Genomic DNA, 13,859 nt, shown 5'->3' with positions numbered 1-13,859 from the left:
CATGGATTCCCTGATCTCCGCTTCGGCGCGGGCGCTCGCCGCCGGCGATGCGCTCGGTGCCCTCAAGCGGATCGCGCTGCGCGACGACCCGCCGGCGCTGGCACTGCGCGGCATCGCCATGGCCCAGCTCGGCGAGCACCCGCGGGCGCGCGAGCTGCTCCGGCTGGCGGCCCGCGGCTTCGGCGCCCACGAAGCGCTGGCGCGGGCCCGCTGCGTGGTCGCCGAGGCCGAAGTGGCGCTGGCGATGCGGGACCTCGGCGGCTCGCCGCGCGCGCTGTCGGCGGCGGCGGCCACGCTCGACGCGCATGCCGACCCCGCCAATGCCCTGCAGGCGCGGCTGATCGCGGCGCGCCGGCTGCTGCTGCTCGGCCGCCTCGACGAAGCGACGGCAGCGCTGGCCCAGCTGGATGCCCAGGGCCTGCCGGCGTCGCTGGCGGCGGTGGCCGAGCTGGCCGCCGCCGAGCTGGCGCTGCGCTCGCTGCGCATCGGTCCGGCGCAGGCGGCGCTGGCGCGCGCCGACGAGGCGGCCGGCCGCGCGCGCGTGCCGGCACTGCTGGCCGAGGTGGCGGAGGCGCGGGCGGCGCTCGAACATCCGGCCGCCCGGCGCCTCTCCCGCGACGGCGAAGAGGCGCTGCGCCTCGGCGAGGTCGCGGCCCTGCTGGCCTCGGGCGCGCTGGTGATCGATGCCTGCCGCCACGGACTGCGCACCCGCGACGACTGGCTGCCGCTGACGCGCCGGCCAGTGCTGTTCGCGCTGGCGCGCACGCTCGCCGAGGCCTGGCCCGACGCCGCCGATCGGGAAGCCCTGATCGCGGACGCGTTCCGCACCCGCCGCCCCGACGAGACGCACCGGGCGCGGCTGCGGGTCGAAATCGGGCGCCTGCGGGCACTGGTCGCGGCGCTGGCGCAGATCGAGGCCACCCCGCGCGGCTTCGTCCTGAAGCCGCGCGACCAGCGCCCGGCCGTCGTGCTGGCACCGCCCATCGACGGCGACCAGGCCTCGCTGCTGGCGCTGCTGTCCGACGGCGCGGCCTGGTCGACCTCGGCCCTGGCGCTGGCGCTCGGGGCCAGCCAGCGCACCGTCCAGCGCGCCTTGGCCGAGCTCGAGGCCGAAGGCCGTGTGCGCTCGATCGGGCAGGCCCGGGCGCGGCGCTGGCTGTCGCCGCCGCTGGCGGGTTTCACGACGATCTTGTTACTCCCCACCGCGCTCCCGATTGAATAGAGTCGTCCCAAGGCCCCGGTTCGAGGCCCTTCACAAGGAGCCAGAGCAATGACCCGCCAGACAGGCAACGAGAGTCCCCAGGCCACGGTGCAAGCGGCCGAAATCGTGCGCGAGTACGGCCCGTTCCCCGGTGCCGACAAGGTGAACGGCGTCACCCACGACGGCCGCCACGTGTGGGCCGCCACCGGCGCCCGGCTGGTCGCCTTCGACCCCGCCAGCGGAGAACCCACGCGCACGCTGGAACACGCCTGCGATGCCGGCACCGCCTTCGACGGCACCTATCTCTACCAGATCGCCGAGTCGCGGATCGACAAGATCGACCCGGCCACCGGCGAGGTGGTGGCGTCGATCCCGGCCCCCGGCCATGGCTACGACTCGGGGCTCACCTGGGCCGAGGGCAGCCTGTGGGTGGGGCAATACCGCGATCGCAAGATCCACCAGATCGACCCGGCGACCGGCGCGGTCAAGCGCACCATCGAGTCGAACCGCTTCGTCACCGGCGTGACCTGGGTCGACGGCGAGCTCTGGCACGCCACCTGGGAAGGCGACGAGAGCGAGCTGCGCCGCATCCACCCGCAGAGCGGCGCGGTGCTCGAGCGGCTCGAGATGCCGCACGGCGTCGGCATCAGCGGGCTCGAGTCGGACGGTGCGGATCTCTTCTATTGCGGCGGCGGCAACAGCGGCAAGGTCCGCGCGGTGCGCCGCCCGGCGTCCACGCGCAAGGCCGGGACGGCCGCCAACTGAATCCCCGGGAGCACACCATGAACACCGCCACCGCCGAGATCAGCACCACCCACCATCCCGTCGTGTCGAGGGACCGATGGCTCGCCGAGCGCAAGCTGCTGCTGGCGCGCGAGAAGGAAATCACCCGGCTGCGCGACCAGCTCGCCCGCGAGCGCCGCGCGCTGCCCTGGGTGCGCATCCAGAAGGACTACGCCTTCGACACGCCCGAGGGCCGGCGCACGCTGGCCGAGCTGTTCGAAGGCCGCCGCCAGCTGCTGGTTCAGCACTTCATGCTCGGCCCGGGCTGGGCCGAGGGCTGCCCGAGCTGCTCGTACATGGCCGACCACCTCGACGGCATGCAGGTGCACCTGATGCAGCGCGACGTCACGCTGCGGGTGGTGTCGCGCGCACCGCTGGCCGAGATCGAGCGCTTCCGCGCCCGCATGGGCTGGCGGTTCCAGTGGGTGTCTTCGCACGGCAGCGACTTCAACCGCGACTTCGGCGTCTCGTTCACGCCGGAAGAGATCGCCAGCGGCAAGGTCCGCTACAACTACGTGACGCAGGCCTTTCCGGCCGAGGAGGCGCCCGGGATCAGCGTGTTCTACAAGGACGACGCGGACCAGGTCTTCCACACCTACTCGACCTACGGGCGCGGGGTGGAAGTGATGATGGGAACCTACGACCTGCTGGACCTCACGCCCAAGGGTCGCGACGAACACAACCCGGGCCACACCATGGACTGGGTGCGCCACCACGACCGCTACGACACCGCCGCGGCCGGGTCGTGCTGCGCCTCGCACCCTTGAACAGGCGAGCGGATCATGGCAAGCCTCTGGCCATGGCTGGCGATCGCCGGCATCGGCGCGCTGCACGGCCTGAACCCGGCCAACGGCTGGATGCTCGCGGCCGCCTGGGGCCTGCGTTCGCATGACCGGGCGCAGGCGCTGCGGGCCCTGCTGCCGATCGCGGCCGGGCATGCCGCATCGGTCGCGCTGGTGGCCGCGGCGGTGGCGTTCGGCCTGTCCCTGGACCGCCAGCTGCTGCAGGCCCTGGCGGGCGGCGCGCTGGTGCTGGTCGCGGGCCTTCGGCTCTGGCGCCGCCGGCCCGCCCGGGCCTGGGCGCCGGCCGGGCATGCCGGGCTGGCGCTGTGGTCGTTCATGATGTCCACCGCCCATGGCGCCGGCCTGATGCTGGTGCCGGCGCTGATGCCGCTGTGCATCGGCGCCGCGCCAGGCAGTGGCACCGGCGCGGCCGGGCCGCTGGCGCTGGCCCTGGCCGCCGTCGGCGTCCACGGCGCCGCGATGCTGGCCGTCACCGGTCTGCTGGCCAGCGGGGCCTGCCGCGGCTACGACACCGCGGCCGGCTGGCTTCGGCCCCTCTTCAACCGGGTTGCTTGGTGGTGCGCAGGTAGGGCTTGATGGTCTTGAAGCCGGGGAAGGCCTTCTCGGCCTCTTCGTTCGTGACCGCGGTCGTGATGATCACGTCCTCGCCGTTCTTCCAGTTGACCGGCGTCGCCACCCGGTGCTTGACGGTCAGCTGCATCGAGTCGAGCACGCGCAGGATCTCGTCGAAGTTGCGGCCGGTGGTCATCGGGTAGGTCAGCATCAGCTTGATCTTCTTGTCCGGCCCGATGATGAACACCGAGCGCACCGTGGCGTTGGTGGCGGCCGTCCGGCCGTCGGAGGTGCCCGGCTCCTCGGCCGGCAGCATGTTGTAGAGCTTGGCCACCGCCAGGTCGGTGTCGCCGATCATCGGGTACTTGACGACCGCGCCCTGGGTCTCCTCGATGTCGGCGACCCACTTGCCATGGCTGTCGACCGGATCGACCGACAGGCCGATGAGCTTGCAATTGCGCTTGGTGAACTCCGGCTCGATCTTGGCCATGTAGCCCAGCTCGGTGGTGCACACCGGCGTGAAATCCTTGGGATGCGAGAACAGGATCGCCCAGCTGTCGCCGATCCACTCGTGGAAGTCGATGCTGCCTTGCGTGGTGAGGGCCGTGAAATTGGGGGCGGTGTCGTTGATGCGAAGGGACATGGCTGGCTCCAGTGGTTCGGGTTCGAATGGGGGACCGAATCGAAGCATAGCGCGACAGCGGGCGACGGGAAACCTGTCCTTTGCTGCTAGGGCGTGTTCACACTATTCCAGGGATCGCGTTGCCCGGGCAACCCGAAGGGAAGGCATGCCAAGGCGTGCCACTCCGCGTTGCACTCCTTGCATGTGCCAACGCACGTGCGGCGTCGCGCGCCTTGATTGGCCCGCCTTGGCATGCCTTCGCGACCCTGGAATAGTGTGAACACGCCCTAGCCGAAGGTGAACACGTACGCCTGCGCACCCGGCTCGATGAACTCGATCTCGAAGCTGCGCTCCGCGCTGCCCGCGCGCTGGCGCACGAGCTGGTAGAGCCGCTGGCGGTCGATCGTGCCGCGCCCCTGCGCGTCGGTGTCGAAGCCATGGTCCGCGAGCGGCGGCCGGCCGTCGACGCGCACCTGGAAATGCACCGGCCGGCCGTCGGCCGCGGGGCCCAGCACGAGGTGCAGGTCCCGGGCCTGGAAGCGATAGGCGATGCGCCCGTGCGCCGCCGCCGAGACGACGCGATCGCGTTCGGCGGTCCACTGGCCGTCGAGCGTCCAATGGTCCCGCGCCAGCGATGCGACGCCGCTGTAGGCACGCGCGCGATCGCGTTCGAGCCGCCCGGGCGACGCGAAGCCGTCGGCACGCTCGTACCCCAGGTAGGACTCCTCCGAGAGCGCGGGTGTCGGCGCCGCGGCCGCCTCGACGCCCTGCCCCTGCGGCGACACCACGCCGGACGGAACCACGCCACCGGCTTCGGCCAGCAGCTGCTGGATCAGCTGCTCCGCGCGCTGGTAGCCGCCCTCGCCGAACTGATGGTCGCGCACCCGGCCTTGCGCGTCGATGAAATAGAACGCCGGCCAGTACTGGTTGCCGAAGGCGCGCCACACCGCATGGTCGCTGTCGACGGCGACCGGAAAGCCGATGCCCAGGTCGGCGACCGCGCGGCGCACGTTCTCCGGGCGCTTCTCGAACGCGAACTCGGGCGCGTGCACGCCGACGACCACCAGGCCGGCATCGCGGTACTTCTGCGCCCAGGCCCGCACGTAAGGCAGTGTGCGCAGGCAGTTGATGCACGAGTAGGTCCAGAAATCGACCAGCACCACCTTGCCGCGCAGGCTCTCGGGCGTCAGCGGCCCGGAGCCGATCCACTCGGTCGCCCCGGCCAGCGAGGGAAAGTCGCCTTCGGACAGGACGCGCGGGGCGGACAGGTCGACGCGCTGCGCCACGGGCGACGCCGGGGGCGGGCCCGGCCGGACCCGTTCGACCAGCGACTGCTCCAGCCCGGCGGGCGCCGCGAACGAGATCCGGCTCAGCAGGCGGGTGTCGATGCCGGTCGCAATCAGCGCCACGCCGACCAGGATGCCGGCGCCGGCAACGCGCCGGATCGCAGCACCCGACAAGGCCGTTCTCTTGACCAGCGGCCGCAGGCGTCCGCCGAGCACCAGCGCGGCCGCCAGGGAAGTGCAGGCGCCGGCGGCATAGGCGAGCAGCAGCAGCGAGGTGGTGGCGCTGGCGCCGTTCAGGGTCGCGCCGGCCAGGATCAGGCCGAGGATCGGACCCGCGCAGGGCGTCCACAGCAGGCCGGTCGCAAGGCCCAGCAGCGCCGACGACAGCAGGCCGGAGCGCCGCGCCGGATCGCCTTGCGGCCCCGCGGACAGGCGCTGGCCGAGCGCGACGAAGGGCCGGCCGAGCGCATCGGCCAGCGGCGGCCACAGCAGCGCGCAGCCGCACAGGGCGATCCATGCGATGGCCGCGAAGCGACCGTACTCGTTGAGGGCGACCGCCCAGGCGCCGCCGATCGCCGCCAGCGAGGCCACGCCCGCGAAGGCGAGCGCCATGCCAGCCAGCATCGGCAGGCCGTGCGATGCGAACGGCCGCCCGGCGCGCGAGAACACGAACGGCAGCACCGGCCACACGCAGGGGCTGGCGATGGTGAGCACGCCGCCGAGATAGGCCACGGCGGCGAGGGTCACGCTCACACGTGCCCCGCGGCGAGCGCCAGGACGGCGTCGGTGAACGCCTGCGGCGCTTCCTGCGGCAGGTTGTGGCCGCCCTGCACCACCCGGTGCGAACGCGGCCCGCTGAATTTCGCCGCCTGCGCCCGGCCATCGCCGGCCGGCACGATACCGTTGGTGGCGCCGTCCATCGTGATCGTGGGCACGGTGATCACCGGCTGCGTCGCGAGCCGTCGCTCCCACGCGTCGTATTGCGGCTGGCCCGGCGCCAGGCCCAGGCGCCAGCGGTAGTTGTGGATCACGATGTCGACGTAGTCCGGGTTGTCGAACGAGGCCGCGCTGCGCAGGAAGGTCGCTTCGTCGTAGTCCCACTTCGGGGAGTTGTTCGTCCACAGGATCCGGGCGATGTCGCGCCGGTTCGCCTGCAGGCCTGCGCGGCCGCGCTCCAGCGCGAAGTAGTACTGGTACCACCAGTCGTGCTCGGCCTTGGCCGGCAAGGGCATCGCGGCGGCGGCGAGGTTGGTCACGATGTAGCCGCCGACCGTGAGCAGGCCCAGGCAGCGCTCGGGCCAGAGGGCGGCGATCACGCAGGCCGTGCGCGCACCCCAGTCGTAGCCGACCATCAGGGCACGCTCGATGCCGAGGGCGTCGAGCAGCGCGATCTGGTCGAGCGCCACCGCCGATTGCTGGGCATTGCGCGGCGCCTGCGGGTCGATGAAACGGGTCGTGCCGTGGCCGCGCAGGTGCGGCACGATCACGCGGAATCCGCGCGCCGCGAGCAGCGGCGCGACCTCCGCATAGCTGTGGATGTCGTAAGGATAGCCGTGCATCAGCAGCACCGGCGTGCCGTCGCGCGGGCCGGCTTCGTAGTAGCCGACATCGAGTTCGCCGGCGCGGATCTGCCGGATCGGCTCGAGCTGCCGGGGCGCGGCGCCGGGGCCCGCCGCCGGCTTGCCCGACGGCGGCGTGGCGGCCTCGGCGAATGCCGGGAGAAGGGATTCCGCGAGGGCGATGCCGGCGGCAGCGCTGCCGAGGAAGGCCCGGCGTTGCAATTGGAAGGCTTCGGACATGAGGTTCTCTCCGTGATTCGACGAAGCGAATTCTTCGCCGTTCTGGCTGTTCGACCAACAGCATTTTTTTAACCACTTCGTTGCCTGTTGGGCAACACTACGGTGATGCGAGAAATCAACCAGAAACGCCTTCGCTACTTCCGCGAGGTGCTCGTCCACGGCTCGATCCGCGGCGCCGCGGACGCCCTCGGCACCGCCCCCTCGGTGATCACCCGGCAGGTCGCGCTGCTGGAGGAAGAGCTCGGTCTGACCCTGTTCGAGCGGCAGGCGCGGGGCGTGGCGCCGACCGACGCCGCGCAGCACCTGCTCGAATACTGGCGTGGCTGCCAGGCCCACCAAGAACAGCTGGCCGAGCGGCTGCGCGCGATCGAATCGCTCGAAGCCGGCAGCGTCAGGATCGTCGCCAGCGAGGGCTTCATCGACGGCTTGATGGAGCAGGTCGTCGCCGCCTTCTGCGCCGCGCATCCGAAGCTGGCGGTGATGGTCGACGCCTCGCCCGCCAACGAGCTGGTGCGCGCCGTCGTCGACGACGAGGCCCACATCGGCATTGCCTACAACCCGCCGGCCGAGCCCGGGCTCGAGACCGTCGCCAGCGCACCGGCGCCGGCCAGGCTGCTGGTGCGGGCGGGGCATCCGCTGACCCGGTTGTCCGGGCCGCTCCACCTGCGGCAGATCGCCGGCTATCCGCTGGGCCTGATGCCGCCCGGCTACGGGGTCGGCCTGCTGGTGGAGATGCTCGAATACGCCGAGAACCTGAAGCTGCACATCACGCTGCGCAGCAACTCGGTGGTCGGCCTCAAGCGCTTCGTGCGCAGCACCGACGGCGTCACGATCATCGGCGCCGGGCTGGCGGCGGCCAAGGAGATCGCGGCCGGGCATCTGGTGGCGCTGGAGCTGGCGCACCCGCTGTGCCGCTCGGCACAGGTCAGGCTGGTGGTGCGCCGCGGCCGGCCGCTGTCGGTCGCGGCGGGCAGCCTGCTGGGCGAGATCCGGACCGGGTTCTCCGCCTTCCAGGGCCGGCCGACACGCGCGCGTGCCTGAGCCAGGTCACCAGCTGTTGCGCAATTCGCGCAGCTTGGTGAACACCGTCTTCGGGTCCGGCTGGTCGGGAAGATCGGGGAAGGCCTCGCGCAGCGCAGCGATGACGCTCGGGCTGCTCAGGCGCAGGAAGGTGTTGATCTGCTTTTCTTCCTGCAGCGTCGTGACCCGGGCCGTCGCCGGGTCCTGCGCGGCCACCTGCGGCAGCAGCGCCTGGGCGGCCGCGTTGTCGGGCTCGCGCGCGAGCGTGAAGCGCAGGTTGTTCTCGATGTAGTCGTGGCCCGGGTAGACGCGCGTGTCGGCGGGCAGCTTGGCGAGCTGGTCGACGAAGGTGGCGTAGAGGTCCTCGACGTTGCCGCCGTTGTGGCAGTTGCCCGCACCGGCGTTGAACAGCGTGTCGCCCGAGAACAGGGCCGGGCTGTCGGTGTGGGAGCGCAGGCAGATGTGGCACATGGTGTGGCCGGGCGTGTCGAGGCATTCGAGTTCGACGGTCCGGCCGACCTTGATCACGTCGCCGGCCTTGACGCCGCGGTCCACGCCGGCGATGCGCGAGCCCGACTGGTGGTGCGCGATCAGCTTGGCCCCGGTCGCCGCCACCACGGCCGCATTGCCGCCGGTGTGGTCGTGGTGCTCGTGCGTGTTGAGGATCTGCGTGATCTGCCAGCCCTTGTCCTTGGCGGCGGCCAGGCATTTCTGGTGGTCCAGCGGATCGATGGCCAGGGCCTCGCCGCTCTCCGGGCAGACGATCAGGTAGTTGTAGTTGCGGTAGGCGTTGCCGGTCCAGATGCGCTCGACGATCATGGGGATGCTCCAGGCTGTCAAAGAGATACGAGGCGGGAGCATACGTCGGCCGCCTGGACGCTGCGGGCGAAGGGGCAAGCCCCTCGCCCGCCCTCGCTCGCTCAGAAGCGGTCCGCCAGCCCCATCGCCGGATCGCTGACCGAATGCCGGCCGGTCTCCAGCCGGCCGGCCAGGCGGCGGTAGAAGGCCGGGTCGGCATCGCAGGTGACGACGAAGTCGTACCACTGGCCGCTGGCGTCCAGGCTCCAGCGCATGCGGGTGTCGTCGCCGCCCTTGACCCGGACGCTCCACGAGCCGTCCTTGTTGCCGTTGTAGCGACCGCGCTCGTCGCGGTCGTCGTTGCCATGGCCGTGGTCGTCGTGGCGGTCCTTGCCGCCGCCCTCGAAGGCCTCGGGTCGCGCATAGAGCTTGTTGGACTGCACGGTGAAGTTGCAATCGCGGCGGCCGTCGTTGCGCAGCTGCAGGTAAAGGTCGCCTTGGCGCCGCTCGTAGCCCACGCGGATCTCCGGCAGTGCCACGCCGCCGGCGCGCAGCCGGTTCAGGTCGCCCTTGAAGTGGCGGTGGAAGCCGTTCGGCCCCAGCACCCAGAGGTCGTACAGGCCGGCGTCGTCGGTCATCGACGCCCAGTCGCCGGCCAGCTGCTTGCCGGGCTCGACCACGTAGCGGCGCGGCAGCCGGTCCGACAGGTGCAGCTTGTCGTAGACGTGGAACACCGCGGCGGCCCGGCCGCTGTTGGCGAACAGCAGCTGCACGCGGCCGTTGAGCGCGTCGGTGCGCGCGCTGGCGTGAAGCTCGTAGGGCAGCGCCCGCGAGGGCCGCACGCCGGTGGCCTGCACCGGCAGCGCGGCATCGGCGGTCGGGGTGATCTTCGGCAGCGCCTGCTGCGCGGCGGTCAGCGCGTCGGCGTCGCCCTTGGTCGTGTGCCCGGCCAGGGTCGGCAGCGGCTCGTTGTTGGGGCGCTCGAAATTGAAGGCGCTGGTGAGGTCGCTGCAGACGGCGCGGCGGTACTTGCTGATCTGCGGCTCGACCACGCCGAAGCACTTCTCGAGGAACATCAGCGTCGACGTGTGGTCGCAGACCTGCGAGTTGACCCAGCCGCCGCGGCTCCAGGGCGAGACCACCCACATCGGCACCCGCGGGCCGGGGCCGTAGGGCCGGCCGTCGACCGCGGGCTGGCTGGTGGTGGCGGGCGCGAAGTCGTGGTACTCGACCGCCACATCGGCAGCGGCCAGCGTGCAGGCGCCGGCCAGCGTGCCGTCGGCATTGCGCGAAGGCACGGCCGGCGACGGCAAGTGATCGAAGAAGCCGTCGTTCTCGTCGAAGTTGACCAGCAGCACGGTCTTGCTCCAGACCTCCGGGTTGGAGGTCAGCGCATCCAGCACCTCCTGCACGTACCAGCCGCCCTTGGCCGGGCTCGACGGCCCGGGGTGCTCGCTGTAGGCCGATGGCGAGATGATCCACGACACCGCCGGCAGGGTGCCGTTCCTGATGTCCTCGCGGAAGGTCTCCAGGAAGCCTTGCGGCATGGTGTTGCCGAAGCCCTTGGCCAGCGGGCTGAGCGCATCGTCGACCGACGCGTCGTAGAGCGGGCCGGCGGCATCGACCGGCTGCGTGATGTCGGTGGCCGCCACGTAGACCGGGCGCCGCGCTGGCGGCATCTGCTCGATGGCGGCGCGCCAATGGCGGAAGCCCATCATCTCGTTGCAGCCGTAGTTGTCGATCAGGCTCTGGTAGACCTTCCACTTGACGCCGGCCTTCTCGAGCCGGTCGGCATAGGTGGTCCAGGTCCAACCCTGGGTCGACGGGCCGATGTCGTTGCCGCCGTTGAACTGGTTGTTCAGCGCCGCCACCTGGACCTTGCTGCCGTCGACCGGGCTGATGCCGTTCGGGCCGTTGGTGCCGCTCCAGTAGAACAGGCGGTTCGCGATGGTGCCCGTGTGCATGCCGCAGTGATAGTGGTCGCACAGCGTGAAGGCTTCGGCCAGTGCCCGCTGGAACGGGACTTCGGCGCTGTCGTAGTAGCCCATCGACAGCAGGTTCTTGGCATCAGGCCACTTGAACATGCGGCCGTGGTCCCACGCCGCCTGCGAATCGGCCCAGGTGTGGGGCGTGCTGCCGGCGCGCTGCGCGTTGCCCTTGCTCTCGTCGAGCCGGTAGGGCACGTAGGTGCTCGGCGGCGTGGTCTTGGTATAGCTTTGGTAGAAGACGTTCTTGCCGTTGGGCGCCGGGACCGCCATGCGGTCGCCATAGCCGCGCACCCCCTTGAAGGTGCCGAAATAGCTGTCGAAGGAACGGTTCTCCTGCATCAGCAGGACCACGTGCTTGACGTCCTTGATGGTGCCGGTGTCGTGATGGGCGGGGATGGCCAGCGCACGGCGGATGCTGGGCGGAAAGGCGGCCAGCGTGGCGGCGGCGATGCCGGTGGTGGCGGAACTCTGGAGGAAGTTGCGGCGTGAGGTCATGTCAGGGCGAGTGTCGGGGAATATCAAGCGGGTTCAGGGGGCGTAGCTGACGCTGGGCTGGCTGCTCGCGTCGGAGGAGGCCGTCGAAGCGGTGTCGGTCGTGGCCTTGCCGCTGGTGCCGGCCGCGGCGGCCGACGTGCCGGTGCCCGCGCTGCCGCTGCTGCCGCCGCCGCAGGCGGTCAGGGCGCAGGCCAGGGTCGAGAGCGCAGCCAATGCGCGAAAGGTGGGCCATGGGTACATAGGGGAACACTCCGTGTCTTGGAATCGTGGGGCGATCGAAGACTAGGCAGGCGCCGTGACGTCGCGATGAAGCGACGATGACATCGCACCGCGCAGGCTAAGATCTGCGCCTCTTTCAACCACCGACCGGAGGTCACCATGGAAAGCCACATCGCCCCATCCATCGCGCTCACCCGGTCCGTCGCGTCCCACCTGGCTGGCTGAAGCTGGCGGCCCCGCGCCGCTGCCCCCGTCGCATCGCCTCGAACCGCCTGAGTTCCAGCTGCCGCCGCCGGCATGTGCCGGCAGCGGCCCTGTCGTCTTTTGAAATCAAGGCAACCCCATGTTTGGAAACGAAAGAGATTCGACCGCGGTCCGCTTCTTCGATCCCGAGGCCGCTTCACCCGAGGACTGGACGCGGCTGCACGCGTTCCGCCGCGCCCGCCACGCCGAAGACCTTCCCGGCGAGCCGGTGCTGCCCGACGCGGACTTCGAGCGCGAGTTGCGCCTGCGCCGCCCGCTCGGCGAGTCGCGCCGCTTCATCGCCACCCGGCAGGGCGAATTCGTCGGCAACCTGATCCTGATGTTTCGCCGCGACGGCTCGCCCGGCTGCGAGGACTTCGCGGCCCACGTGGATGCGGCCGGCGGCGTGCTGCGTGGCTATCGCCGCCAAGGCATCGGCAGGGCGCTGGCCAGGACGCTGCTCGCGTTCATGCAGGCGCAGGGCCGGACGACCGCCACCTTCAAGGTGCACCTGCCCGATGGCAACGCGTTCATGGCGGCACTCGGCGCCGTCGGCAAGTACCACAGTGCCGAGAACCGGCTGCGGCTCGATGCACTCGATTGGCCGTCGCTCGCGCGCTGGCGCGAGGCGGTGCCGCTGGCCGCCGACGGACTGCGCTGGGAGGTGCACGCGGGGCAGGTGCCGATGGCACGGCTGGGCCAGTTGATGGCGCCCTTCTCGGCGCTGATCAACGAGCAGCCGCTCGACGCGCTGGAGGTGCCGCGCATGCGCTACGAGTTGCCGGGCTACGTGACCTGGTACGAGGACATGGACCGCCGGGGCGGCGAGCACTTCCTGGTGCTGTTGTGCCACGGCGAGGAAGTGGCCGCGATGTGCGATGCGAGCTGGGACGCGCGCTTTCCGGAACGCGTCTACCAGCAGCTCACCGCCGTGGCCCGGCCCTGGCGCGGGCGTGGCCTGGCCAAGGCGGTGAAGGCGGCGATGCTGGAGCTCGTCCACGCGCGGCACCCCGGCGTTCGAACGATGATCACCCACAACGCGCACGCCAATGCGCCCATGCTGTCGATCAACCAACGCCTGGGCTTCGCGCGGCATCGCGACGACCGCACCTACCAGCTCGACCGCGCGGTGCTGGCGTCGGCCCTGGCGCGCTAGGGTCGTGGCGCGCGCCCGCGCAGCCGCAGCAGGATCGCCGCGTTGTCGAGTTCGCCCTCGCCCTGCGCCACGGCCTCCTCCAGCAGCTGCGCGTGGACACGCGAGAACGGCAGCTCCAGCGCGGCGGCACCGGCACTGTCCAGCATCAACCGCACGTCCTTCAGGTGCTGGCGGATGCGCGAGCGCGGCGCGAAGTCGCCTTCGACCATCAGCGGTCCCTTGATCCTGGCCGCCTCGGAACTCGCCGGGCTGGCCAGCACCAGTTCGAGGAACCGGCGGGGGTCGAGGCCCAGGCTCTGCGCGAAGGCCAGGCCCTCGGCGAAGACCGCGCGGTTGAGGCCCAGCACGAGGTTGGTGGCCAGCTTGGCCTTGGCGCCCATGCCGGGCGCACCGACATGGATCCAGCGGCTGGCGAGTGCCGACAGCACGGGCGCCGCCCGGGCCACGCCGGCGTCGTCGGCGCCGACGAGGGCCGTCGCTTCGCCCTCGCCGATCTGCTGGCTCGAGCCAGAGAGCGGCGCCTCGACCAGGTCGATGCCGCGCGCATGCAGCCGGCGCCCCAGCGCCACCAGCAGGTCCGGCGAACCGGTGGAACAGTCGATCACCAGGCCAACCCGGCTGCCAGGCCCCAGCAGCCCCGGCTCGCCTTCGAGCACCTGGAGCGCGCCGTGGGTGTCGAACACGGCGAGCACCACGGTGTCGACCGAGCGGCCCAGCGCCGGCAGCGAGCCGGCGCCCTCCCCGCCCGCGGCCTCGAAGGCCTGCACCGCCTCCGGCCGCAGGTCATGGCCCAGCGTGCGCCAGCCGGCCGCGCGCAGGCGCAGGCCCAGGGCCTGGCCGACCAGGCCGAGGCCGACGATGCCGATGGTCGGGGAGGGCATGTTCATCCTAGGT

The 13,859-nt window shown here is 71.4% G+C and carries 13 protein-coding genes; 6 read left to right on the top strand and 7 right to left on the bottom strand.

Annotated features, from left to right (window positions below; translation table 11 throughout):
* Position 1 precedes the first annotated feature (1 nt).
* The 4 genes from QTI68_RS12175 to QTI68_RS12160 are packed head-to-tail and all read left to right on the top strand — an operon-like array spanning position 2 to position 3,363.
* A complete protein-coding gene (locus QTI68_RS12175) occupies positions 2 to 1,222 on the top strand; it encodes a helix-turn-helix domain-containing protein (protein WP_286521804.1) in 1,221 nt (406 codons plus the stop codon).
* Positions 1,223 to 1,270: 48 nt separating this feature from the next.
* A complete protein-coding gene (locus QTI68_RS12170) occupies positions 1,271 to 1,966 on the top strand; it encodes a Vgb family protein (RefSeq protein WP_286521803.1) in 696 nt (231 codons plus the stop codon).
* Positions 1,967 to 1,983: 17 nt separating this feature from the next.
* Positions 1,984 to 2,751 carry a DUF899 domain-containing protein gene (locus QTI68_RS12165; protein ID WP_286521802.1) on the top strand — a complete coding sequence of 256 codons (768 nt, stop codon included), beginning with the start codon at positions 1,984 to 1,986 and terminating at the stop codon, positions 2,749 to 2,751.
* A gap of 15 nt (positions 2,752 to 2,766) precedes the next feature.
* A complete protein-coding gene (locus QTI68_RS12160; protein WP_286521801.1) occupies positions 2,767 to 3,363 on the top strand; it encodes a hypothetical protein in 597 nt (198 codons plus the stop codon).
* Here the strand turns inward: QTI68_RS12160 and QTI68_RS12155 are convergent.
* The 3 genes from QTI68_RS12155 to QTI68_RS12145 form a co-directional block, all read right to left on the bottom strand.
* Complete coding sequence (locus tag QTI68_RS12155) at positions 3,326 to 3,982, bottom strand: peroxiredoxin (protein ID WP_286521800.1); 657 nt, start codon at positions 3,980 to 3,982, stop codon at positions 3,326 to 3,328. The two genes, QTI68_RS12160 and QTI68_RS12155, sit on opposite strands and share 38 nt — an antisense overlap.
* 266 nt (positions 3,983 to 4,248) lie before the next feature.
* A complete protein-coding gene (locus tag QTI68_RS12150) occupies positions 4,249 to 5,994 on the bottom strand; it encodes a cytochrome c biogenesis protein DipZ (protein WP_286521799.1) in 1,746 nt (581 codons plus the stop codon).
* Between the two features lie 2 nt (positions 5,995 to 5,996).
* A complete protein-coding gene (locus tag QTI68_RS12145) occupies positions 5,997 to 7,046 on the bottom strand; it encodes an alpha/beta fold hydrolase (RefSeq protein WP_286521798.1) in 1,050 nt (349 codons plus the stop codon).
* A 105-nt stretch (positions 7,047 to 7,151) separates the two neighbouring features.
* Between QTI68_RS12145 and QTI68_RS12140 the strand changes: the two genes are divergently transcribed.
* Positions 7,152 to 8,087, top strand: a complete 936-nt coding sequence (locus QTI68_RS12140) for a LysR substrate-binding domain-containing protein (RefSeq protein WP_286521797.1) — start codon at positions 7,152 to 7,154, stop codon at positions 8,085 to 8,087.
* 6 nt (positions 8,088 to 8,093) lie between these two features.
* Here the strand turns inward: QTI68_RS12140 and QTI68_RS12135 are convergent, their stop codons facing one another.
* The 3 genes from QTI68_RS12135 to QTI68_RS12125 all read right to left on the bottom strand — a co-directional run bounded on the left by QTI68_RS12135 (position 8,094) and on the right by QTI68_RS12125 (position 11,587).
* Positions 8,094 to 8,885, bottom strand: a complete 792-nt coding sequence (locus tag QTI68_RS12135; protein ID WP_286521796.1) for a hydroxyacylglutathione hydrolase — start codon at positions 8,883 to 8,885, stop codon at positions 8,094 to 8,096.
* Positions 8,886 to 8,986: 101 nt separating this feature from the next.
* Positions 8,987 to 11,347, bottom strand: a complete 2,361-nt coding sequence (locus tag QTI68_RS12130) for a phosphocholine-specific phospholipase C (protein WP_286521795.1) — start codon at positions 11,345 to 11,347, stop codon at positions 8,987 to 8,989.
* A gap of 33 nt (positions 11,348 to 11,380) precedes the next feature.
* A complete protein-coding gene (locus QTI68_RS12125; protein ID WP_286521794.1) occupies positions 11,381 to 11,587 on the bottom strand; it encodes a hypothetical protein in 207 nt (68 codons plus the stop codon).
* Between the two features lie 322 nt (positions 11,588 to 11,909).
* Here QTI68_RS12125 and QTI68_RS12120 point away from each other — a divergent pair, with 322 nt between their 5' ends.
* Positions 11,910 to 12,965 (top strand): GNAT family N-acetyltransferase, encoded by a 1,056-nt coding sequence (locus QTI68_RS12120; RefSeq protein ID WP_286521793.1) that lies wholly within the window; start codon positions 11,910 to 11,912, stop codon positions 12,963 to 12,965.
* On the opposite strand, the gene QTI68_RS12115 is transcribed toward QTI68_RS12120, so the two are convergent.
* Complete coding sequence (locus tag QTI68_RS12115; RefSeq protein WP_286521792.1) at positions 12,962 to 13,852, bottom strand: NAD(P)-dependent oxidoreductase; 891 nt, start codon at positions 13,850 to 13,852, stop codon at positions 12,962 to 12,964. The genes QTI68_RS12120 and QTI68_RS12115 overlap by 4 nt on opposite strands.
* Positions 13,853 to 13,859: the final 7 nt, after the last annotated feature.

The organism is Variovorax sp. J31P207 (assembly GCF_030316965.1).
In the GTDB taxonomy this organism is placed as follows: Bacteria; Pseudomonadota; Gammaproteobacteria; order Burkholderiales; family Burkholderiaceae_C; genus Variovorax; species Variovorax ginsengisoli_B.
Note: the sequence above shows the minus strand (reverse complement) of the source record. Positions and strands in the feature narration are given on the sequence as shown.

What these genes read in the sequence shown, in the direction of transcription:
- QTI68_RS12140 (WP_286521797.1), top strand. Translation starts at nt 7,152, where the DNA reads ATGCGAGAAATCAACCAGAAACGCCTTCGCTACTTCCGCGAGGTGCTC.
- QTI68_RS12135 (WP_286521796.1), bottom strand. Translation starts at nt 8,885, where the DNA reads ATGATCGTCGAGCGCATCTGGACCGGCAACGCCTACCGCAACTACAAC.
- QTI68_RS12175 (WP_286521804.1), top strand. Translation starts at nt 2, where the DNA reads ATGGATTCCCTGATCTCCGCTTCGGCGCGGGCGCTCGCCGCCGGCGAT.
- QTI68_RS12125 (WP_286521794.1), bottom strand. Translation starts at nt 11,587, where the DNA reads ATGTACCCATGGCCCACCTTTCGCGCATTGGCTGCGCTCTCGACCCTG.
- QTI68_RS12160 (WP_286521801.1), top strand. Translation starts at nt 2,767, where the DNA reads ATGGCAAGCCTCTGGCCATGGCTGGCGATCGCCGGCATCGGCGCGCTG.
- QTI68_RS12155 (WP_286521800.1), bottom strand. Translation starts at nt 3,982, where the DNA reads ATGTCCCTTCGCATCAACGACACCGCCCCCAATTTCACGGCCCTCACC.
- QTI68_RS12145 (WP_286521798.1), bottom strand. Translation starts at nt 7,046, where the DNA reads ATGTCCGAAGCCTTCCAATTGCAACGCCGGGCCTTCCTCGGCAGCGCT.
- QTI68_RS12120 (WP_286521793.1), top strand. Translation starts at nt 11,910, where the DNA reads ATGTTTGGAAACGAAAGAGATTCGACCGCGGTCCGCTTCTTCGATCCC.
- QTI68_RS12165 (WP_286521802.1), top strand. Translation starts at nt 1,984, where the DNA reads ATGAACACCGCCACCGCCGAGATCAGCACCACCCACCATCCCGTCGTG.
- QTI68_RS12130 (WP_286521795.1), bottom strand. Translation starts at nt 11,347, where the DNA reads ATGACCTCACGCCGCAACTTCCTCCAGAGTTCCGCCACCACCGGCATC.
- QTI68_RS12115 (WP_286521792.1), bottom strand. Translation starts at nt 13,852, where the DNA reads ATGAACATGCCCTCCCCGACCATCGGCATCGTCGGCCTCGGCCTGGTC.
- QTI68_RS12170 (WP_286521803.1), top strand. Translation starts at nt 1,271, where the DNA reads ATGACCCGCCAGACAGGCAACGAGAGTCCCCAGGCCACGGTGCAAGCG.